At 35.5% G+C, this 22,700-nt stretch carries 17 protein-coding genes; all 17 read left to right on the top strand.

The window, feature by feature from the left end; all coding sequences use genetic code 11:
* The first annotated feature begins 2 nt into the window (after window positions 1-2).
* The 17 genes from SOI81_RS10765 to tssH all read left to right on the top strand — a co-directional run bounded on the left by SOI81_RS10765 (window position 3) and on the right by tssH (window position 22,682).
* On the top strand, window positions 3-2,780 hold the full coding sequence (locus tag SOI81_RS10765) for a T6SS effector BTH_I2691 family protein (RefSeq protein WP_320540693.1): 2,778 nt from the start codon (window positions 3-5) through the stop codon (window positions 2,778-2,780).
* Window positions 2,781-3,572 carry a putative type VI secretion system effector gene (locus SOI81_RS10760; RefSeq protein WP_320540692.1) on the top strand — a complete coding sequence of 264 codons (792 nt, stop codon included), beginning with the start codon at window positions 2,781-2,783 and terminating at the stop codon, window positions 3,570-3,572.
* 3 nt (window positions 3,573-3,575) lie between these two features.
* A complete protein-coding gene (locus tag SOI81_RS10755; RefSeq protein WP_320540691.1) occupies window positions 3,576-4,364 on the top strand; it encodes a putative type VI secretion system effector in 789 nt (262 codons plus the stop codon).
* Window positions 4,365-4,375: 11 nt separating this feature from the next.
* Window positions 4,376-5,281 carry a tetratricopeptide repeat protein gene (locus tag SOI81_RS10750; RefSeq protein WP_239976432.1) on the top strand — a complete coding sequence of 302 codons (906 nt, stop codon included), beginning with the start codon at window positions 4,376-4,378 and terminating at the stop codon, window positions 5,279-5,281.
* Window positions 5,282-5,965: 684 nt separating this feature from the next.
* The gene (locus tag SOI81_RS10745; RefSeq protein WP_025470336.1) at window positions 5,966-6,655 is read left to right on the top strand and encodes a hypothetical protein; all 690 of its coding nucleotides are present in this window, start codon (window positions 5,966-5,968) and stop codon (window positions 6,653-6,655) included.
* Between the two features lie 16 nt (window positions 6,656-6,671).
* Window positions 6,672-7,175, top strand: coding sequence for a type VI secretion system contractile sheath small subunit (gene tssB / locus SOI81_RS10740; RefSeq protein ID WP_005041656.1), 504 nt, complete (start codon window positions 6,672-6,674; stop codon window positions 7,173-7,175).
* Window positions 7,168-8,649 (top strand): type VI secretion system contractile sheath large subunit, encoded by a 1,482-nt coding sequence (gene tssC, locus SOI81_RS10735; protein WP_016141470.1) that lies wholly within the window; start codon window positions 7,168-7,170, stop codon window positions 8,647-8,649. Before tssB ends, tssC begins: the two co-directional genes overlap by 8 nt.
* A gap of 49 nt (window positions 8,650-8,698) precedes the next feature.
* Window positions 8,699-9,202 (top strand): Hcp family type VI secretion system effector, encoded by a 504-nt coding sequence (locus SOI81_RS10730; RefSeq protein WP_016141469.1) that lies wholly within the window; start codon window positions 8,699-8,701, stop codon window positions 9,200-9,202.
* 78 nt (window positions 9,203-9,280) lie between these two features.
* Complete coding sequence (gene tssE, locus SOI81_RS10725; protein WP_002048404.1) at window positions 9,281-9,757, top strand: type VI secretion system baseplate subunit TssE; 477 nt, start codon at window positions 9,281-9,283, stop codon at window positions 9,755-9,757.
* A gap of 16 nt (window positions 9,758-9,773) precedes the next feature.
* Window positions 9,774-11,585, top strand: coding sequence for a type VI secretion system baseplate subunit TssF (tssF, locus tag SOI81_RS10720; RefSeq protein WP_320540690.1), 1,812 nt, complete (start codon window positions 9,774-9,776; stop codon window positions 11,583-11,585).
* Window positions 11,549-12,547 (top strand): type VI secretion system baseplate subunit TssG, encoded by a 999-nt coding sequence (gene tssG, locus SOI81_RS10715; RefSeq protein WP_320540689.1) that lies wholly within the window; start codon window positions 11,549-11,551, stop codon window positions 12,545-12,547. The genes tssF and tssG overlap by 37 nt, the downstream gene beginning before the upstream one ends.
* Window positions 12,544-13,953 (top strand): hypothetical protein, encoded by a 1,410-nt coding sequence (locus SOI81_RS10710; RefSeq protein ID WP_320540688.1) that lies wholly within the window; start codon window positions 12,544-12,546, stop codon window positions 13,951-13,953. Before tssG ends, SOI81_RS10710 begins: the two co-directional genes overlap by 4 nt.
* A gap of 30 nt (window positions 13,954-13,983) precedes the next feature.
* Window positions 13,984-17,805 (top strand): type VI secretion system membrane subunit TssM, encoded by a 3,822-nt coding sequence (tssM, locus tag SOI81_RS10705; protein ID WP_016141465.1) that lies wholly within the window; start codon window positions 13,984-13,986, stop codon window positions 17,803-17,805.
* Window positions 17,806-17,842: 37 nt separating this feature from the next.
* On the top strand, window positions 17,843-18,802 hold the full coding sequence (gene tagF / locus SOI81_RS10700) for a type VI secretion system-associated protein TagF (protein WP_016141464.1): 960 nt from the start codon (window positions 17,843-17,845) through the stop codon (window positions 18,800-18,802).
* Window positions 18,803-18,804: 2 nt separating this feature from the next.
* The gene (motB, locus tag SOI81_RS10695) at window positions 18,805-19,572 is read left to right on the top strand and encodes an OmpA family protein (protein ID WP_032053533.1); all 768 of its coding nucleotides are present in this window, start codon (window positions 18,805-18,807) and stop codon (window positions 19,570-19,572) included.
* A gap of 16 nt (window positions 19,573-19,588) precedes the next feature.
* Window positions 19,589-19,852 (top strand): PAAR domain-containing protein, encoded by a 264-nt coding sequence (locus SOI81_RS10690; RefSeq protein ID WP_320540687.1) that lies wholly within the window; start codon window positions 19,589-19,591, stop codon window positions 19,850-19,852.
* A gap of 148 nt (window positions 19,853-20,000) precedes the next feature.
* Window positions 20,001-22,682 (top strand): type VI secretion system ATPase TssH, encoded by a 2,682-nt coding sequence (tssH, locus tag SOI81_RS10685; protein WP_239976833.1) that lies wholly within the window; start codon window positions 20,001-20,003, stop codon window positions 22,680-22,682.
* Window positions 22,683-22,700: the final 18 nt, after the last annotated feature.

Raw genomic sequence — 22,700 nt, 5'->3', positions numbered from 1 at the left:
AGATGACAGAAAATCGAAAAATGATATTGGGTAAGTCAAAATCAAATAATTCATTTAATGAAATGATTGCTAAGCAAAAACAGAAGCAGGATAAAATTCCTGTTATGGGCAAAACCGCACCAGTGGGGGATATGCGTAACCCAACTGTTGCTAAAAATATTAATAAGAAGATTGAAGAAAGTGAAATTGCAAAATCAGCAAAACAGTCAACTGCTGCAAACATGCAAAATAGTAGTGCAGGACAGGCCCAGAAAGAGTGTTCAAATTTTTGTCGTAAAAAAGGCTTTAATATTTTGCCTGTAAGGTACACCGTTGTTAAAGATAATCCACCTGCTTTACCTGCATCCTTAGGTAAAAATGTTAAAGATATTCAATTAAGCCATCTCAAATATGCGGTTGAGATGATTGATACTGGTTATATCTATCGCTTAGTGAAAAGAACATCTGGAGCGTTGGAATGGGCGGGATATAAAGTTACCCCAAATGGACATTTGTCTTATTTCCCTGTGGGTAAAGAGGCACCTAAAAGTGTTCCAGAGTTCGCATGTAAAGGAGCAGGTCATAGTTTTAATTCATCTGTCATAGCTGTAGAAAGTAATCCTAAAGATGAGGCGAAGATTGCATATATTATTCATACACATGTGCCTATGAGTAAGGCTAAAATATCCGAGTATGAAAAAAATGCCGATAAGTTTGTAACAGAAGGAAAATGGCAGAAAATTTTAATTAATGGTGGAAGTGCACAAGAACATTGTATTGCTGCCAGCCAATTTAAAACTACGGTTTATAATCTAAACAGTTTTGGTAAAAACCGTATCGATGCAACATTAAACAAGTTTAAAGATGAGCCTAAATCGCTTGCCTGTATGGCATTGTATGATCCTGTAGGAATTACAAGAAAATTAAATACATTACGTAATTCAGAATTTAAAAAAGTAATGGATTTTTTAGCAAAAAAAGAAGGGGATTTTACAAACGAGCATCGTTTACATAGTTCTCAATGTATTGATAGTATTAAAATTTGTTTAGAAAATAGATTGTTAAATGAACGTAGCCAATTGAGTACTCAGGTAACCAAAAGTCAAGTATTAATGGGTTTGTGGGATGAATTACCAAAAAACTTATCAGATGCTGATGATATTAATTATGAGTTAGAAAAAATATATAAAAGAAAGTCAAAAGAAGAACAAGAAAGGCTATTAAAGAAAGCTCAAGAGAAGCAAATGGCAAATAAAGGTATTTATACTGAAGATATGGGGAAATTAAGTAGGAGGGACGGAGAGCAGATTTGGATTCAAAAATATAAGCCAAATTTAGATATGGTGGCTAAATCAAATTTTGATAAAAAAATTAATGTATTAATTCAAGAATGTTTAGCTGGAGCAAGAGCTATAGGAGATGATCATATTAAATGGTTATTGTCTAAAGCTGTAGTCAATGCCCTTCATGCTTATGATGATCATGTGCAAGTTCCATATGGAAATATTTTTTATGTTCATGCCATGGATATGATTAATGGGATGAGTGGGGTGCCAAGTGGACAAGCATTACTTGAAACTTGGTTGGGGGTAGAAAAAATTGCCAAAGAAAATATTTATATGAGGGCAATTTGTTATAACCAAGAAAGTTTAAAAAATAAATATAATGCAGCAGCACCAAGTATTATTGATATTTCTTGGGATGATGGACAAAATGCGGCTAAAACTGCGATTGCAGCATTTGTTGCCGCAGATAAAGCTTGGCAAGAATGGGCGGCAGATAAAACCAATAATAGTTACATGCTACATGGGCAAAAATTTAGCCTATTAAAAACGTTTTACTGGATGTCTGAACTGACCCAAAGTGCAGTGAAGTGGAGTATGAAATATACGCTAAGTTCAGAATTTGCAAAAAAACTTGGACGCTTAACGTTTTATACATTTGCCCATAGTGGTATGTTGGCAGAAAACGTTAAAAAAAATGCGCTGTATTATATTATTCCGGAACAAACTTTGAAAGGACGTATTAAGCTGACACCTGAAATGGTTCAAAATAATTGGAAAAAATATTCTTCGGCTGCAACAAATCCGAGTAAAACCGCTAGTCAAATTGATCGAATTATTGCGAATAGTTCACCAAGCGCAAGCTTACGTGTAGCCGGTGTGGTTGCAATATTTGAGTTAATTAACTTAGGAACACAAATTTCTAAGTTTAATATCGATCCATCAGTAGATAATACTTTGTCATATATGTCAGGCATGATGGCCACAACAGCTGCTATTTTAGAAGTGGGTAGTAGCTCAATGGAAAAGTTTTCTTTTGCAGAGCGTGCCGCGTATATTGCTAAGTGTGGGGCATATTTTGCAATTGCAGGTGCTATTGTTTCATTTATTATTGATTTAAAAGGACTTAACAAAGCATTTGAAGAAAGTAATGGATATGCTTTTGCTTTAAATCTTTTAAAGGCTGCTAGTTCCTTTGGTACATTAGCAGTCGGCTTTAGTGCATTTCTTAACTTGCCTATAATGCGTAATTCCACACTATATAGTATGGTTGAGCGATATGCTATTGGGCGAGCATTATTGGGTATAAAGGTTGTTCGTGTGGGTGCGATGCTGAGTGTAGCTGGTATAGCACTCGTTGCTTTAGAAATTTATTTAAAGAATTATGTTTTGGATAATGCTATGCAAGATTGGTGTCAAAAATGTGCATTCAAGCTAAAAAAGGAAAATGGTGAAGATGCTTTTAAAGATGTTAAAGAAGAAGAAAAAGAATTTAATAATGCAGTAGTGAGTGTCTAAATGGAAAATTTAAAATTAAACCTTAAGTTGGTTAAAGGCCCCATACATTCTTTAGAAAAAGCAAAGTCTAAAATTCCAGTCAATCAGAATATTGGTGGAATTGCGGCTGGGACTGCTTTTGCAGGTGTGCTCGCGGAAAGTAGTTCGTTGCTTACCAGTGCTCCTATACTAGTAATGGCTGCTAAAGCTAAGGATGGTATAACTTTTATTGGTGAAATAGAAGGATATCCAGTAATAGGACAATTTACGACAGTTCGTTTTAAAGAAAATGATGAACTGATAGCTGTAATTAGTGATAGCCCTGTAGATGGTCGCTATCAAGTTTATGCAATCCTCGACCCTAAGTCTGGTTTATTATATATGATTTATGAAATGGGGCGATCGGTAAAAAAAGGCTATAAAGCTATTTTTATGCAGACCTATTACTTTACCTTGTTGTCATGGGCGGTGATATCAATTTCACTGTTAATATTTTATATATTTAGATTTTCTTATTCTTGGGATTCTTTTTTACGTTTAATTGTGTGGAGTTTTGGGGGGATATTTGGGATAGCAGCTTTGATGGCTTTTGTGAATTATTTTGCTTATCGAAAATCATACGAGAATTTTGGCAATTTATCTGAACAAATATTTGAAAAATTGGGTTTTGAAAATCCTAAAGAACAGGATTTTTATAATGATTTCTTAACTGATGATGGTGTTCAGATTAGTGTAATGAAATATAGAAAAAATTTAAAAGGTAATGATCCTTACCCTCAAGATTATTTTAGTAAGAATACAACAAGCGAATAAGTAGTGGAACATAAATTAAACCTTAAGCTAGTTAAAGGTCCAATACATTCTTTAGAAAAAGCAAAGTCTAAAATTCCTGTAAATCAGAATATTGGTGGAATTGCGGCTGGAACTGCTTTTGCGGGTGTGCTCGCGGAAAGTAGTTCGCTGCTTACCAGTGCTCCTATACTAGTAATGGCAGGTAAAGCTAAAGATGGCATCATCTTTACGGGGGAAATAGAAGAACATTCTTTACTAGGGCAATTTACGACGGTTCGTTTTAAAGAAAATGATGAACTGATAGCTGTAATTAATGATAGCCCTGTGGATGGGCGCTACCAAGTTTATGCAATAGTCGACCCTAAGTCTGGTTTATTATATATGATTTATGAAATGGGGCGATCGGTAAAAAAGGGCTATAAAGCTATTATTATGCAAACCTATTACTTTACTATTATTTGTGGAGGTGGGGTGTCAATAATGTTCTTGCTTTTCTATATTTTTGATTTCAATTACTCTTGGGATTCTTTTTTCTCTTTATTATCTTGGATCTTTATAAGCTTCCTCATGTGCATAGGAATGATGGCTTTTGTTAATTATTTTGCTTATCGAAAATCATACGAGAATTTTGGCAATTTATCTGAACAAATATTTGAAAAATTGGGTTTTGAAAATCCTAAAGAACAGGACTTTTATAATGATTTCTTAACTGATGATGGTGTTCAGATTAGTGTAATGAAATATAGAAAAAATTTAAAAGGTCAAGATCCTTATCCAGAAGATTATTTTGATAAGAAAAATTTTTTGAAGTAAAAGGTTGTTTAATGAAGCTTAGATTGTTTGTCATTACCTTAATATTATTCACATCTGCATGCACTCAAGACAAAGAAGAACACACTCACGGAGCTTTGACTAAAGATTATAAAGATGTATCTGAATATAAGTCTAAACTTGAACTAGAAAAGGCTGCAAAAGCAAATGATGCTGAGGCTATTTTTGTATTGGCATCCATGTATGCCACAGGCGAAGGTGAAAAATTTGATCAAAAGAAAGCATTGGAACTATTTGAGAAATCTGCACAATTAGGCTCCTCAAATGCCATGCTTCAATTAGGGCTGATTTATCGAAATGGCAATGAAGTTGTAAAAAAAGATGATAAAAAAGCTTTAATGTGGTTTGAAGAAGGCGCTAAAAAGGGAAATCCTTCCGCAATTCATAATGTTGGGTTGGCATATTACAAAGGTTTAAATATAAAACAAGATAGAGCAAAAGCTTTTACATATTTTATTCGATCTGCTGAGTTAGGACTCATACAATCCCAGACAGTAGTTGCTGCTCAATTATATGGTGGAGATGGCGTTAAAAAGGATATCAAAGCATCTTTTAAATGGATATTAAAAGCTGCTGAACAGGGAGATCTTGAATCACAAAACAATGTAGGTTTGGCTTATGAGCGAGGTGAGGGGGTAGAGCAAGATCCACTTAAAGCACTTGTTTGGTTTAAGCGTGCGGCTGATCATGGACATGCGTTAGCGCAATATAATACTGCTCTTAAATATTATAATGGTGCGGGTATGAAACAAAATTTAGATAAGTCAATACGATATGCAGAAATGGCTGTACGCAATGGAAATAAGGCTGGAATAGAGTTGTTATTTAATATTTATTCGGATGATAGTAGTTCAAAGTATAATCCTGAAAAAGCTAATTATTGGAAGTCTAAAATATAAATTTATACTTAAATAAAAGGCTCTTTTGAATAGAAGAGCTTTTCTAAACTTAAAAAATCGCTATATTCTTTAAAAATATAAAGCCAAATAGTTTAATTTTCTTGATATCAAATATGATTTTGAGTTGTGCAAGAGCTTGGCCCTAAAGGAAAGATGGTTATTTGCAAATCTACGGGCTTTATTAGTTCTAGTTGCTCTCGCAAACTGAAATAAAAAATATACCAAATAGACAGATTAGTCTTGACAAGTCGATTTTTATTTATACTGAGTTTCTAGTTTCATAAATTTGAAATGTATCTTTTACAATCATTTAATCTATTTATCTTTTTTATTAGATAAAATCTTTTTAAGAAAATGTTTCGTAAATCTTAACTAAGTGATATTTATGATAATTTTTAGTTTAGTTTTAATTTTTATTTAATCTATAAAAAACAGCAACTTATTTTTAATTACAAAAAATAACAATATTATATTTTTATAAGAATAACTTTATTGAGCTATATTTTATAAGCATCTTAACTATTTACTTTTAGTTTAAGTTGATATGATTTTTATATAAAATATGTTTGTTTATATGATAAACTGCGTCTAAATTTTTTGAATATAAGGTTTTAGACTGATTTTTTAATGTTTTAAGAATATTAACTTTTCGGTAAAGCCTTGAATAAATAAGAAAACAGAGGAATGAAAGTTGTGTTGAAACGAAGTATTTTGATACTTTTTTTGACTGGAAACATTATCGGTCTATCATATGCTCAAGCAGCAGAACTAGAGCCTGTAAAACTTAAAAAAAGTTGTATTAAGAAGAACCCTTTAGCTGAAGGTCAAAATGATCCTGAGTTATTGAATATTTTTAAACAAGTTTGTGATAGCGATAATACAACTCAAAAAAATGATTTATTAGCTAAAGCTGCTATGCGGTTTTATCAGACCAATCAACCAGTTAAAGCATTGAATTTAGCAAGTCAATTGCAAAGTCAAAATATACGCGGTTCATTAATAACAGATGTCTTGTTTTTATCTGGTGTGAGCATTGCAAATAATTCTTTGCAGCAAATGCGTACTCAGGAATTGAGATATTTAAGCAATGATGTGACTTATCCTCCTGCAAAGCAGTTAATTGAAAATATTCACACTGCGATGCCTGCTCCTGATCCATCGAGCTTTAAAGCGAGTTCTGATAGTAGCTCAGATGATAATGAAAAGAGAAGTTATAAAAAACAGTATGTAACGCGTAATAAAGCGAGTACTTCTAGAACATCAAATAAACGAGTATCAAGCCCAGCAAAGACGACTACTGTAAAACCTAAAACTGCACCTGCAGCCACTGTGAATAAATCAAAAAGTTCGCCTTTTGACCCTTTAATTAAATAATCCGGAATAGAATCTTATGGCTAAGAGAGAGAGCGTACAAAAGAAGCTTCAGCGAATTCGACCTCCACGTGTTCAACTTACATATGATGTCGAAATTGGTGATGCAAAAGAAGCGAAAGAACTACCATTTGTTGTAGGTGTGATGGGTGATTTTTCGGCTGCATCTGAGCTTGAGCGTACAAAATTAAAAGATAAAAAATTTATTAATGTTGATTTAGATAACATTGATGAAGTTATGGAGTCTTTATCTCCAAGAGCTGCTTTCCAAGTAGATAATACGTTGACAGAAGAGGGCGGTAAAATCGCTGTTGATTTAACATTTAAGTCAATGGAAGATTTTCGTCCGGAAAATGTGGTTCAACAGGTTGATCCATTAAAAAAACTTGTTGAAGCACGTGAGCGTTTAACTGATTTAAGAAACAAAATTTCTAACAGTGAACGTTTGGAAGATTTACTTGATGAAGTTCTTAAAAATACAGATCAGATTCGTAAATTGAGTGCGGAGGCTGATCATGAATAATACTCAATCTGCAGCAATGCCACTTGTTGAAAATGAACAAGCTACGCTTTTAGACTCGATTGTTGAAGAAAGCCGTATTGCTCGAAATGAAGAAGAACATTCGCGTGCAAAAAGCTTAATTGGTGAACTTGCTAAAGAAGTAATGGCAGGGACAATTACAGTTTCTGAAAATATGACTTTATCAATTGATAAGCGTATTGCGGAAATTGATGCTCTGATTTCAAATCAATTAAGTCAGATCATGCACAATGAGCAATTCCAAAAGATTGAATCAACTTGGCGTGGTCTCTATTACTTCTGTCAAGAGACTCCATCTAACCCTCTTATTAAAATTCGTATGTTGAATACGACTAAGAAAGAGTTAGTAAAAGATTTCCAAGGTGCTACAGACTTCGATCAAAGCACTTTGTTTAAGAAAATCTATGAAGAAGAATACGGTTCTTTTGGTGGTGCGCCATACTCAGCATTAATCGGCGATTTTGAATTTGACCGTACGCCTTCTGATATGTATTTGCTTGAGCAAATCTCTCATGTTGCTGCAGCAGCTCATGCGCCATTTATTTCGGCCGCTAGCCCAAGCATTCTTGGCCTTGAGTCATTTACAGATATTGACCGTCCTCGAGATGTTTCAAAAATCTTTGAAACAGCGGAATATGTTCAATGGCGTTCATTCCGTGACAGTGAAGATGCTCGCTATGTCGCTTTAACCTTGCCACATGTACTAGGTCGTCTTCCTTATCATCCAAAGGAAGGAACAGCTACAGAAGGGTTTAACTTTGCTGAAGATGTTTCGGGTGCAAACCACAATGAATATTTGTGGATGAATGCTGCTTACGCTTTCGGTACTCGTTTAACTAATGCATTTGATATGCATGGTTGGTGTGCTGCAATTCGTGGTGTTGAGGGTGGTGGTTTAGTTGAAGGCTTGCCAGTACATACATTTAAAACACAAGATGGTGAAGTGGTATTTAAGTGCCCAACAGAGATTGCAATCACTGACCGCCGTGAAAAAGAATTAAGCGATTTAGGCTTTATTCCTTTGGTTCATTGTAAAAACACTGATTACGCTGCTTTCTTTGGTGCGCAGTCAACTCAAAAACCTAAAAAATATGACAATGATACAGCAAATGCTAACTCTGCTTTATCGAGTCAAATTCAGTACATCATGGCCGTTTCACGTATTGCTCATTATTTAAAAGCAATGATGAGAGACAAAGTGGGTAGCTTTGCTTCTGCTGGAAATGTTGAAGCATTCTTAAATGAGTGGTTGTCACAGTATGTATTACTTGACGATGGTGCTTCTCAAGAAGCAAAAGCTCAATATCCTTTGCGTGAAGCGTCTGTAAAAGTTGTAGAAGACCCTGCTCAACCAGGTCACTACAAATCTGTGGTTTTCTTGCGACCACACTTCCAGCTGGATGAGTTGTCAGTTTCTTTACGACTTGTCACTGAGTTACCTCAGTCCTCAAATTAATAAAGGTCAGCGAAAGAATAACTTTAAATTAAAAATAGGAAAGTTCTAAATGAAAGATATATACGTTGAGTTTCGTGGTAAGTATAAAGTTGACGGAGAGTCTCGTGACGCTGAGCACAAAGGCTGGTTAGAAGTTAACTCTTGGTCTCACAACATTCGTCAACCTAAATCTGCTACTTCAAGTAGTGTTGGTGGTCATACTGCTGAACGTGTTGAACATTCAGATATGGTTTTTGTTAAAGACCTAGATGCAACTAGCCCGAAATTATGGGAAGCATGTTCAGCTGGTTATACATTTGATGAAGTACAAATCGACTTCTACCGTGCAAATGGTGATAAGCGCATCAAGTACTTACAAATTAAATTGAAACATGTTCTAGTTTCTAGTGTAACTCCAACAGTTAATGAAGAAGGTGTTCCAACAGAAGCGTTTGGCTTGAAATACGCAGCTGTTGAGTGGACTTACAATCAACAAGATATTAACGGTACTGCTAAAGGTGCTGTTACTAAGAAATGGTCACTTTCTAACAATACTGCTTCTTACGCGGCGTAATTGTTTAAGTGAATATTTGGTGGAGGCTGACATAAAGTTAGCCTCTGCTGTCTTTAAGCATGCTTGTTGTGAACTCGAATGAATTTAGATCGGCTTTATCCCTATGGATTTCGTTCAACTTTGTTTGACCGCTTAATTCCTGAAAGTGAAGATTATGCGAAAGGTCTTTCTATTCAGCAATTAAGAGAATCGGTAGCAAAAGATTTAGAAGACTTGCTTAACAGTCGAGTCGCTAAGTTGGATCATGTAGTCGATGATTATCCACTAGTTAAAAAATCGATACTTCAGTTCGGTATTATTGATTTTGTGGGGCTTTCTACAGCTAATCCGCTAGATCGAGACAAGATTTGCCAATCAATTGAACAATCAATTGCAGCTCATGAACCCAGATTAAGACAAATACGGGTAGAGATGTTGTTGGATGGGCACAATATGGGGGCATTGTGTTTAAGCATTCAAGCATATCTAAATATTCATCCACTGTATGAACCTGTCGTTTTTGATGCATTGTTAAAACCAACAACGCAGCAATATGTAATTTCAGCGAGAACCTAAGCATAGTGGGTGTGTTGTGATAGAAGAGCTTTTACCTTTTTACGAAAAACAACTACAGGAATTTGGTCAGCAATCTCGTGAATTTGCCCAAAAATATCCGAAAATTGCTCAGCGTCTATCTTTAAATCAAGAGCAGATCGATGATCCGCATATTGAACGTCTTATACAGGCTTTTTCATTAATTTCGGCTCGTATTGATAAAAAGCTTGCTGATAGTTATGACGTATTTACACGTTCTTTATTTGAGGTGATGTTCCCTCAATACTTACGTCATTTTCCGGCTTGTTCTGTAATAAGTTTTGAAGATATAAATAAAATAAAGCAGCTCACAGAAGCGCATATTGTTCCTGCATCCACAGTTTTGAAGTCTCGCAGTTTTAAAGGCGTTCAGTGTGAGTTTAATACCACGCAAGAAGTCAAATTACTCCCGATAAGCTTGCAAGCGCTAGAGTTCAAAAGTACACCTAGTGCCCATATGCATTTAAGTCAAAATGCGACTTTAACTTTGAAATTTGAAATTTTTAATCGTGCTCATGCGTGTTTAATAAACGAAAAATTACCTATTTATTTAGATGCAATTTCTAATTTTCCACTTCAAGTACTAGATAGTATTTTTAAAAAGGGCACAACTTTTGCTGTTAAAATAGGACAGAAAATTGTTGAATTGGACAAAAATCCATTTGAGTTAACAGGTTTTTCAGAGCAAGAAAGTCTATTGCCACTCGATCAACATACTCATCATGCTTATCGTTTACTGATGGAATATTTTTGTTTTCCTGAAAAATTTAATTATCTGAAACTCGATTTAGGTTTTTTAAAGCGCTTATCTTTAGAAGAAAGTAGTTTTGAACTGCTTATACATTTTAAATTAAATTTAAATGATCAAGCCATAGTTCGAAATTATTCTGAATTAAATGTCGCTAATTTTAAGTTGTTCACTACACCAGTCATTAATTTATTTGAAAAATATGCTGAACCTCAAAAAATTGTACATAAACAATTAGAATACCCACTGATTACAGATGCTCATCATCCTGAGTTTTATCAAGTCTATTCAATTACTGAAATGAATATGGTTCGCGAAAAAACGAGTCAAGAAGAAAGCTATGTTCCAGTACTGCCTTTTTTTGCGATGAGCCACTATCATTCTGACACGGCACGTTTTTTCTATTCGGTGAATTATCAAAAGTTACAGCCCAATTTTGTCGAAATGGGTTATTCAATTATTTCAAAAAACTTAAATCCTTCTTCAACACGTTCGGATTTTATTAGTACTAAACTATTATGCTCAAATCGTGACTTACCACATGAAGCATTAGGACAGTCCAATAATATATTAAATCTAAATGATAGTAGTTTGGCTCGCCGTGCCATTGTTTTAAAAAGACCTACAAAACCTTATCAATTTGGTCAAAGCCAGAGTGAGCAGTGGCGTGTTATTTCGCATCTTTCATTAAATAGTTTAGCTTTAATGAAAGGTGATGCGGTATCTCATATTAAAGAGTTACTTGCGTTGTACAACTTACCTTTATCAAAAGAAAATTATCTAATTATTGAGTCAATCAAACATCTCGAATTTTCTCTCACTCACAAGCTTGTAGATGGAAAGCCATTCCCAATGTTTGTAAGAGGGGTAAAAGCAGAATTACGGATTGATTCATCGGTATTTAGAGGACATAGCCTATACATTTTTAGTCAATTGCTAAGTCGTGTTTTTAATTTAAAGGTTCAAATTAATAGTTTTGTTGATTTGGTTGTTAAGGATTATTCATCTCAGCAGGAGTTATACCAATGCAGTCAGAACGTTGGTGGCAAGACTCTTCTGTAACAGCTGAGCTCTTTACTAAGCCCAAGTCTTTTGAATTTATTCAAGCCACACGACTATTAAGACACGATTCAAGTCGTGCAATGTGTTCATCTTGGAGTGATCATTTTAAGTTTGAGACATCCTTTAATTTGAATTTTCCTGCTACAGAGATTGAAAATTTAGAATTAACGGACGAGCGAATTTATCTTACGAATTTAATCGTTGGTCTTACGGGCATACAAGGTGCATTGCCTTATACATATACGAATAAAATTAAACAGGCGTCACGTCAGCAACGAGCTGAAACTAAAGAGTTTTTAAGCTTATTTAATCATAAGCTTACAGCTCAATATGTAGAGTCGAGTATTACCTATAATCTGCCGATTAGATATGAGATAGAACATAAAAACGATTATTTAGATATTCTGCATGCTTTGAATGGCTATGTGCGATCACAGCATCAACAAGCTGATTTGGATGAATATTTTGCAGAATTTTCAGGATTAATGCAGGGACAAAATAATACAGTCCATGCATTAAAAACGATGCTGTCATGTATTTTTAAACATGACATTACGATTAAAGAATTCGTACAAGAATCTTTTAAATTGGCAAGTGACCAATTAACAACGTTAGGTGGAAATCAGCCGAGTTTACTTGGTGTTAACACCTTTTGTGGGGAAACCATTCAGCAGATTGACGGAAAAATTGAAATTCAAATTGGGCCATTAAAACGTCAGCAATATCTAAATTTCTTACCAAATCAAGAGTTAAGTTTAAAGCTTAAAAAGCTCGTGGAAACTTGGTGTAGCCCAACTTTGTCGATAGATCTGCGGCTTATCTTGGATGAGTCAGAAATACAACCCATTTGCTTAACTCACAATAACGAGAGTGGTTTAGGGCAGGGTTCTTTTCTCATATCACGACAACCAAAAGTACATAACCATGAAACTTGCTATAGCCTTATTGGAGAGAAAATATGATTAAAAAAATATTACTCTCATTCATTGCTATTTTTTCATTGGTTAGTGGAATTATTATTTTCTACTGGCGTGATGTTCAATATAATCCAGATAAAGGAGATTTTTTCCTTTATTTCTTGATGCTACCCGCAGTTATTACCTTGGTGATCTTATCGCCATGGTTAGTTTATAGCGCTTATAAGACTTATAAAGACAAGAAAGAACAAGCTATAAATCAAGATAAAGATGATGACAGTCAAAAACAAAACGCCGTAGCTGATCAACCATTAGAACAGCTAGATTTTAATATTTACTCTGCTTTTGCTTTACATGCATTAGGTGAGAATGAAAGCATTATTGAGCAGCTACAAAACTTTAAAAGTCCAGAGTTGGATGATCAACTGTTAAATTCTTACGGATTGCCTCTTTTGTCTTACCGAATTAAAGATTTGGATGAAGAGAATCGTGAGGAGAGCGAATATGCTTCTCCACGACAAGTTCGTATGATGTCATTGATAAGACAGCAACTAGAACAAAATATAGAAAATTTATATCTTCTAGCCGAGCATTTAAAACGTTCAACTTTATTTTATGAGTCGCAACAGGCCCGTGAATATCACATGCATCCGGCATGGGTGGATCCTGAGTCTGAATATGATGATGTTCAAATGCCGATCGTAGAAGTTTATCGTTTAAATCGCTTAAATTTACACATCCTTCTTTCGGAGGATTTATTACATATCTGGAATGATAACCAAAGTAATGAATTAATTTTAGAATTCTTTGCTGAGATTGGTATTCCTGCTCAAAAGCTCCATATTGAATATCATTTTTTTGGAGAGCAACTCGCTTACCAAGAGTTGATACACCTATTAAAGGGTATTCATAAAAGAGAATATGAGATGTTCTTGTTGGTCGTAGCTGATTCTGAAATTGATCAGGATCTGGTCGATGAAAAATCTTGGATGATTAAAGATTATATTCCTGCTGAATTTGCGGCAAGCTGTTTACTGGCCGATCCTCTAGTGAAAATTCAGGAATTAGAACCTTCTAAGGCACTGAAAGTTGTTGTGGGCCAACAAGATACAGCAAAGCTTTTTAATAATTTTAAATTTAATGATTTGCCTCAGCATGAAGGTGAGGAGCCTTATGTACTGATATTGTCAGATCAGACCGATATAAAAGTTTCGAAAAAATTGCAGCAGCACTTTCTTCAAACGCCTGTAGAACCGCATCACTATATTTATGTGAAATCTTCATTAGGGCATACCCAGCATTTAGCTGATATTTATGGCTTTATGCTAAGCATGCATTTTCCTGAACATATCATTCCTTTTGTCTTTGGAGAAAATACAGTGTCAGCACACACATTTGTGCAATCTGTCACTGAAAATTCAGAAGATGATGCGATGGTGTTGAATAACTAATTTAAACTTTGGACTTAGAACGAGAATAGAATGCATACAATTTTAGGCTACTTGTGGCAGTACATCACGAATCCTAAAGCAATTATCGCCGTGTCATTGTTCGTGGCATTGATGTCTTCATATACTTCAATTCCTCGTCATATATTCTGGGCTTTAGCAACTGCCTATGCTTTAGGTCTTATTGTTTATGGTATCTATTGGCTTATTCAAAGAAGAAAGCATGCTGCTCAAGGTGAAGAGCTAGCTGAAGCAATTGAAAAAGATAACCAAGCTGAATATGGCAAAAATAAAGATAAAGAAGAACTTCAGCTTATTAATCAACAAATGAAAGAATCAATTCAATTGATTCGTAAATCTAAGTTGGGTGATAAAAAAGGGAATGCTGCATTATATGAGCTTCCTTGGTATATGGTTATTGGTAACCCGGCAGCAGGTAAAAGTTCGGCTATTTATAACTCTGGTTTAAAGTTTCCATTTGAAGAAACGCATCAGAAAATGGTATCTGCTGGCTTAAGTGGTACTCGAAATTGTGACTGGTTCTTCTCTACAGAAGGTATTTTGCTCGATACAGCAGGGCGTTATTCTGTTTATAGTGAAGATCATTCTGAGTGGTTAGGTTTCTTAAATATTTTAAAGAAGAACCGTTCTAAAGCGCCAGTCAATGGTTTGATTTTAATTGTTAGTATTGCTGAGCTCATTAGTCAAAGTCCTGAAAACTCATTAAAGCTTGCTAAAAACTTACGTGCACGTATTCAAGATCTAACTGAACGTTTAGAAGTTGTTGTGCCTGTTTATTTAGTCTTTTCAAAGATGGATTTAATTGCAGGTTTTACTGAATTCTTTGAGTTTTACGAAGCTCAAGAATACAACCAAGCTTGGGGAGCAACGCTTCCATATGAACAGAGTTCTTCACATAATGCTGTAGAGTTATTCGAAAAACATTACAACATTCTTTACGATGGTCTAAAAGGGGTAAGTTCGACTCATTTAAGCCGCCGTCATTCGCAAAATATTTCACCAAGTGTAATGACTTTCCCATTAGAGTTTAAAACACTAAAACCAGCTTTAAAAAGCTTTATTGGTACACTTTTTGAAGATAATCCATATCAATTTCAACCTGTTTTCCGTGGGTTTTACTTCACCAGTGCTTTGCAGGAAGGTGTAATTGAAAGTCCAATGACTGAACAAATTGCCCAAGAATTCCAGCTTACTCAAATTGCTCAAGGTGATTTAAAAGATTATTCAAAAAATACACCTAATCATGGCTATTTCTTAAATGGTCTATTTTCAGATGTTATTTTAAAAGATAAAGATTTAGTTAAGCAGCATGTAAATACGGGCAGAAAACGTCAGCGCTATATTGCATTTATTGGTGCTTTAGCGGGTGTTTCAATTATTTTAGGTGTATGGGTTTGGTCTTATCGTAACAACCAACAATTAATTGGTGAAGTGCAAGCTGACTTAAATAAGGTTGTTCAATTAGAAAGAGCTTCTGGTCAGCAACTATCTACTCAATTAGAAGCTTTGCTAATTCTTCAAAGACGTCTACAGCAGTTAGACGAGTTTGATGAAAATAGACCACTTAAATTTAGTTTTGGTTTATATCAGGGCAATGAGCTTCGTGAAAAGCTAAAAGCCGAATATCTAAAAGGTGTTAAGCAGATTGTATTAACGCCGACACAGCAAAACATTGCTCAATATTTGCAACGTGTAAAAAATAATGAAGCAACATTAAAAGCGAATCATACGAATGTTGAGATCAAGCAAACTGCGCAGTCTCAACAATATTTGGAGCCTTCAGATACCAATCCTCAAGATGCTTATAACGCATTAAAAGCTTATTTAATGATGAGTAATCCACAATATATGGATGCAAGTCATCTCAGTGATCAGGTTACGCGTTTCTGGCGCTCTTGGTTAGATGCTAATAAAGGCCAAATGCCACGTGCAGACATGATTCAAGAAGCTGAACAGATTTTGTCTTATGCAATGACTTTAGCAAATGATAAGCAATTCCCAGTTTTAGAAGCTGACTCTCAAATTGTTGATCAAACACGCCAAGTATTGCTCTCGGTTGTTCGAGGAATGCCTGCACGTGATCGTGTTTATAACGAAATAAAAATGCGTGCAGCAGTACGTTTCCCTGCGTTGACTGTAAGTCAGATTGTAGGTGAAGCTAATAAAAATGTTGTATTAGGAAGTTATGCATTGCCTGGCGTATTTACTCAAAAGGCATGGAATGACTATGTAGAAAAAGCAATTGAAGAGGCCGCGGATAAGCCAACAGATAGTAAAGATTGGGTTCTAAATAGTCGTCAATCTGATGATCTAACTTTCTCAGGTAGTCCAGAGCAAATTAGAAAGCAGCTGACAGCGCTCTATAAGCAAGAATATATTGCGGAATGGAGAAAATTCTTAAGCGGTATTCACTACGCTAAAGCTGGTCAATTTGCTCAGCAAGTTAAAAATATTGATGTCTTAGGTGAACCGCAAAATTCTCCAATTAGAACATTAATTGAAAGAGTTGCAGTCGAAACAAACTGGGATAACCCAGTTGTTCAAGCTGAGCTCGCAGCTCCACAAAAAGGATTTATTGCATGGTTTAAGCGTAAAGTTTTAAATCATGATGATAAGCAAGTTGCTAATCAAGTGGCAAATAATGCTCAAGGCGCTATTTCTCAAGAATACCAAATGTTCTATCAGTTGGTTCGCAAACGTGATGACCAACAAGGTAAGTCATTGCTTGATGAATATATGACAAATTTAGCTCTCGTTCGTAGTAAGTTTAACGAGCTTAAGAATGCGGGTGAAATTGGACCTAATGCGATGACATTAGTCAAGCAAACCCTTAATGAGCAAACGTCTGTATTTAACCAAACTCAAAAAATTGTCGATGAAAAAATGGCGGTTGGTTTCAATGAAATTGATCAGCGATTACTACAAAAATTAGTAGTTAGCCCACTTACGCAAGCTTTTGAAAGTTTAATCATACCGACCCAAGACGAAATTAATAAATTATGGGTAATGCAAGCTTATCAGCCATTTACAGCAAATCTTGCTAAGAAATATCCATTTAACTCATCAGCTTCTTTGCAGGCGACAAGTAGTGAAATTGGTCAAATCTTGGGTGAGAACGGTAGTATTTCTCGCTTTGTCAAAGAAAGCCTAGATCCATTTGTGATTCGTCGTGGTTATACATTAACGTCTAAAACTTGGAAAGATTTAGGAATTAGTTTAAACCCTCAATTCGTCATGAATTTCCAAAGATATGTTTCACCAGCCAATGGTATGGCAACAGGTGAGTTGAATGCTCAAGCTCCTGCAGCACCAGCAACCAACCAATCGAACTTCCAGTTCTATCCAATTCCAAACCCACAGTTACTTTCATATACCGTTGATATCGATGGTCAGCGTATGACTTATGAAAATGGTGTTCAGCAATGGGTTAACTTCATTTGGCCAAACCAAGGAAGTATTCCGGGCGCTCGTATTACTGCAGTAGATTTACAAGGCCAAACGCATACGATTTTTGATGAGCCGGGTGAGTATGGTATTAACCGTTTAATTGATAGTGCTCAGCGTAAAGAACAAAATGGCGGATTTGAAATGCTTTGGCGTAGTAAAACTGATCCATCTTTATTTGTAAAAATGAATTTCCGTCTCATTAGCAGCAATTCAGGCAGTATTGGTTCAAGCCGTGGTTATGCAGGCATGCAACTGGTTGACAAAGTCACTGCTGATAAAGCAGCTCGTGTGGTATCTGCTCAGCAAGCGCCAGCTCAAGCTGCTCCAGCAAGAACTGAAAATCCTGTTTCAGCACTTGCTCAGCCTTCTGCGGGAGTTAAACCATGACTTGGAAAATAACCTCTATGCGAAAGGAGGAGCAATAATGCAAACATTAAAAACCACTCCTTTGTATTACGGCAAAAGTCCTGCACGAGGTGACTTTTTAAAAACAAAAGGTCAGAATGCGCTAATACAATTACTTGATCAGTGGATTACTGAAGCATTGGAATATGCAATGCAATCGGGTAGCTTTAAAGAAGCTTATAACACATTGCCTTCACTGGATTTCTTTATTGCAAATCCAAAAGAAAATATGTTTTTAGCGGCGAACCTACTGGCAAGTGAAGATAGTTCAGGTCGATCTTTTCCAATGGTACTGAGCCATTTATTAGAAATTGATTTGCCATATGATAATTTGTTATATGCGCCATATAGCTATAAACATGTACTCGTTGATTTATTCCAAAACAATCGTGCTTTAAAAGGAATTAAAGATTCGGATCTATTACTTGGAAAATTAGGTCACTTACAAAATCAGATTCAGGTTTTAACTGAACGCGAGTGTGTAGGTTTCTATGAAAATCATACGATGCATTCATTTGCTCAACTCATGAAGTTAAGTATTTATGAATTGGCGCAAAGTATGATTGGGCTGGGATTATTACTACAACCAATTTTACAAAATGGAACGAGTCGCTTAAATAAAGTTTTAATTTTGCCTATTAATAATCCTGCTTACAGTTATGAAATAGCAGCATTTTGGGTCAGCATTATTTGTCGCTTTTTAAAAGAACATAATACTGAGGTATTGATAGGTTTATTACATCGAGATCAACCCGTATTATTCTTCGGTTTTCAAGGGGCTGATATTTTAGCCCTTAGCGATATTTTTACTCAGAATATGGATAGTAAGCATTGGGTTTCTCTAATTGAAGCTCAGTGGATTGATACTTACTTGGAGCAGAATGCTGGTTTAGCTACGCTGGAACAATCATTATGTCAACGCCAATTAAGTTTAAACCAAGGCTTAAAACTATTTAGACAGACTTTTTTGGGTGAATAATAATGAATCAACGATATCAAACTAAACTTTCACAGCTCATAAAAGGCTGTTTTATCTATGCTATTGCTAATTATGCTTTGGCTCAGCCCATTGTTGTAGAAGGTGTAGTTCCTAACGAAGCGAGTAAACAGGCCATCTTATTAAAAATGCAGTCTGTTTATGGTGCCGATCAGGTTGTAGATAAAATACAAGTAAGACCTGTAGCCGCTCCAAATGGGTGGAGTGACTCGGTGACACGAGTAATTACCCCTGATCTTAAAAAGGTTTCGCAAGGGAAATTAAGCGTAAATGGTACTCGATTTGAGCTAAGTGGAAAAATGCTGAATCCAGCAGATATCCAGCCTACAATTCAATCTTTTCAAGGGTTAGTACAGCCACCATATCAACTGTATTCACAGTTATCAGTCAATCAGGCTGAGCAAAAAATCATTGATGACGCACTTAAAAATCGAATTATTGAGTTTGAATCTGGTAGTGCAGTTTTAACTGATGCAGGTCAAAAAATTCTCGACGAGATGGCTGTTGCTTTAAATAAAGTAGGCGGTAAAAAAGTCAAAATTATTGGTCATACTGATAGTTCCGGTGATGCGACTAAAAACTTAAAACTTAGCCAAGATCGAGCATTAGCAGTGAAAAACTATTTGATTAGTAAAAGTATTCCTGCCGATCATTTATCTACAGAAGGTTTAGGTTCATCTAAGCCAGTTGCAGATAACACTTCTCCAGAAGGCAGAAAGAAAAACCGTCGAATTGAGTTTACTGTTCTATAAATAGAAGGAGAAGAACATGGCTAGCCTTTACATTACGATTGGATGCCCAACCACTGGTGGAGGGCAAGTCATTTCAGGGAACAGTACATTTTTAATTGATGGAGTTGCAATTGCCTGTGTAGGAGATAAGGCAACTTGTCCGTTACACAAAACGGTTTCTACGATTGTATCGGGAGATCCAAATATGCTTGTTATGGGAAAATCCGCAGCACGTGTAAATGATTCATTATCATGTGGCTGTAAATTATTGCCAAAACAGAGTTTAGTTAATCAAGGATAAGGGTAGAGATATTTTTATATAGATATAAATATCTACTAAAACATATTAACGCTTGAAATGATGAGTAGTTTGTCTGATAAAGCTGAATTTTGTTAATATACAGGCATTATGATTTTAAGCATTAAATTATTTAAAAATATTGAGAGTAATGATGAGTAATTTAAAAATTTTAATTACAAAACTTTCTACAGTTGCACGAACTGCTTTAGAAAAATCGGCTAATGCTTGTGTTATTCAACAAAATTACGAAATTGAAATTGAGCATTTATTTTTAGAATTACTTAATCAATCTTTAGAGAATGATTTAAAAATTTTATTAAAGAAGTATAAAATTTCATCTGAAGCTTTAGCTGATGATTTAAAAGAAACAATTTCTCAATTACCAAAAGGTAATACTCGAACTCCTATTTTTGCTAAATCTATTGTTCGTTTGTTTGAGCAAGCTTGGTTATTAGCCTCGGCTGAACAAAATCCAGTTATTCGTAGCGGTCATTTATTAGTTGCACTGTTAACTGCGCCTGATTTATATCAAATTGCAACGAGAGCTTCGAGTTTATTTGATCTTTTACCAATTGATTCAATGAAACATAAGTTTCTTGAAATTTGTGAGAAGAGTGTTGAACAACAAGATGAGACAAAAACGCTTTCGGATGAAGCGGAACCAACAGACGCAACTGTAACAAATACCAAAACAGCTAAAACACCTGCGCTTGATCAATATACGATTAATCTCACTGAAAAAGCGAAAAAAGGCGGTATAGATCCAGTTATTGGGCGTGAATATGAAATTCGCTTAATGCTCGATATTTTAATGCGTAGACGCCAAAACAATCCGATCTTAACTGGAGAGCCAGGCGTTGGTAAAACAGCCGTAGTCGAAGGTCTAGCTTTAAAAATTGCTCAAGGTTTAGTACCAAATGCTCTTAAAAATGTCCATTTGCATGTGCTGGATATGGGACTATTACAGGCTGGTGCAAGCGTTAAAGGCGAATTTGAAAATCGTCTAAAACAAGTGATTCAAGAAGTTCAAGCTTCTACTCATCCTATTATCTTATTTATTGATGAAGCTCATACTTTAATTGGTGCTGGTGGACAAGCAGGGCAAAATGATGCTGCAAATCTCTTAAAGCCAGCGCTTGCACGTGGTGAATTACGCACGATTGCTGCGACTACTTGGGCAGAATATAAACAGTATTTTGAAAAAGATGCGGCATTGAGCCGACGTTTTCAGGTGGTGAAAGTAGAAGAGCCAACCGAAGAAGTTGCGGTAGATATGTTGCGTGCGATGATTCCAGTTATGCAGCAGCATTTTAAATTACAAATTGATGATGAGGCGATCGTTACAGCGGTTCACTCTTCACATCGATATATTAGTGGTCGTCAACTTCCGGATAAAGCAGTTAGTGTTCTTGATACGGCAGCAGCACGTGTTGCGTTGACCCAAAATGCTCAACCAGTAAAGCTTGACCAGTTAAAGGCCCAAGAACATAACTTAAAACTTGAACAGCAAATTTTAGAAAATGAGCATCGTCAGATTCCAATTCATCATGAACGATTGGAAGCTTTAAAAGCTAATTTAGAATCTTTGCAAAAAGAAATTCATGAAACCGAAGAGCAGTGGCAAAAAGAATTAGAACTTGTTCATAAAATTCAGGATTTAGAAGCACAAAATCATGCTAATGAGTCTGAAGCTTATGATCAGATCAATCTACTGCGTAAGGAACTTGCTGAAATTCAAGGTCAGCAACCATTAGTATTTGAAAGAGTAAACTCTCAAATTATTAATGAAATTATTTCTGATTGGACTGGTATTCCTGTTGGAAAAATGGTCAATGATGAAATTAAACAGATATTAACGCTTGAAGATAAATTGGGCGAGCGTGTAATGGGGCAAGATTATGCACTCACACAATTAGTTCAAGGTATTAAAACTTCAAAAGCAAAGCTTGAAGATCCTAATAAGCCACAAGGGGTATTCCTTTTGGTTGGCCCAAGTGGTGTGGGTAAAACTGAAACTGCATTAACTTTGGCAAATGAATTATATGGTGGTGAGCAGCATTTAATCACTATTAATATGTCTGAATATCAAGAAGCGCATACAGTATCTTCATTGAAAGGTGCACCTCCAGGATATGTCGGATATGGTCAAGGTGGTGTTTTAACAGAAGCTGTCCGTCGTAACCCTTATAGTGTTGTGTTGCTTGATGAGATTGAAAAAGCTCATAGTGATGTCCAGGAACTGTTCTATCAAGTATTTGACAAAGGTACTTTAGAAGATGGTGAAGGACGAGTAATTGACTTTAAAAACACGACTATCTTGCTGACTTCAAATGCTGGTTCAAGTGCCATTATGCAGGCGTGCTTAAATAGACCTGTAGAAGAGTGGCCTACAGCTGAAGAGTTGATTGAGCATCTAAAACCAAGTTTATATAAACAATTTAAGCCCGCATTTTTAGGCCGAATGAGAGTTGTACCATATTTCCCACTGCATGATGATCTCCTTGTACGAATCATTAAACATAAGTTAGGTAAGATCACAGCAAGAATTGAGAAACAGTATGGAACACAAGTCCAGTATTCTGATGATTTGGTAGAGCTACTCTTAAGCCGTTGCACAGAAGTCGATAGCGGTGCACGTAACGTTGATAATATTTTAAATTCTACAGTGTTACCTGCATTGGCTACAGAAATTTTGGTGGCTTTAGCAGAGCAAAAACTACCAAAAATTATCATGATTGATGCTAAAGATGACGAAATTCAATATGTACTAGACCCGGTTGCAAAAGCTGCTAAAAAAAGGACTAGTAAAAAATTGAAGTCAGAAGTTTAAAATTGAATAGAGCTAAAA

It is taken from the genome of Acinetobacter pittii, from assembly GCF_034067285.1.
In the GTDB taxonomy this organism is placed as follows: domain Bacteria; phylum Pseudomonadota; class Gammaproteobacteria; order Pseudomonadales; family Moraxellaceae; genus Acinetobacter; species Acinetobacter pittii_E.
This window is presented reverse-complemented; position numbering and strand designations above follow the sequence as displayed.